Raw genomic sequence first — 581 nt, 5'->3', positions numbered from 1 at the left:
GCATCGTGGACAAATACATCGGCGACGCGATCATGGCGTTCTGGGGCGCCCCCGAAAAACACGACGATGACGCCCTCCAGTCCGTATTGTCCGGCCTTGACATGATAGACGCCGTCGGGAAATTTAACGAAAACCAGCGCAAGTTGGGCAAGTGCGAATTTAAGATAGGAATCGGTCTTAACTACGGGGAAGTGACGGTCGGCAACATCGGCAGCGAGCGCAAGATGGACTACACGGTAATAGGGGACGCCGTAAATCTCGCGTCCAGAATGGAGGGCCTTACAAAAACCTATCATTCGGAAATACTGATATCGGAAAGCCTTTTTAAAGAGTTGCAAAAATCCGCCCCCTCCGCCGGCCTTTATTACAGACTGCTCGATACCGTAGCCGTAAAAGGCAAAACCCAGGGCGTAAAAATCTTCACCGTAAAAAAATCCCTCACTCCCGTGGAACAAAAAGCCTGGCAGGCGCATAATCAAGGCATGAAGCTCTACTACGGCCGTTCCTTCACCGAAGCCGCGCAAAAATTCAAAGAAGCGCTCTCCTTCCTTCCCAAAGACTTTAACGCGGAAAGCCTATAC

1 protein-coding gene is annotated in these 581 nt (G+C 51.1%); it reads left to right on the top strand.

Going from position 1 to position 581, the window contains the following annotated elements:
- Nucleotides 1-5 precede the first annotated feature (5 nt).
- On the top strand, nucleotides 6-581 hold a 576-nt coding region (locus ACYVTD_RS15710; protein ID WP_461248631.1), incomplete at its 3' end, for an adenylate/guanylate cyclase domain-containing protein.

This window comes from Treponema sp. R6D11 (assembly GCF_054786075.1).
This window is presented reverse-complemented; position numbering and strand designations above follow the sequence as displayed.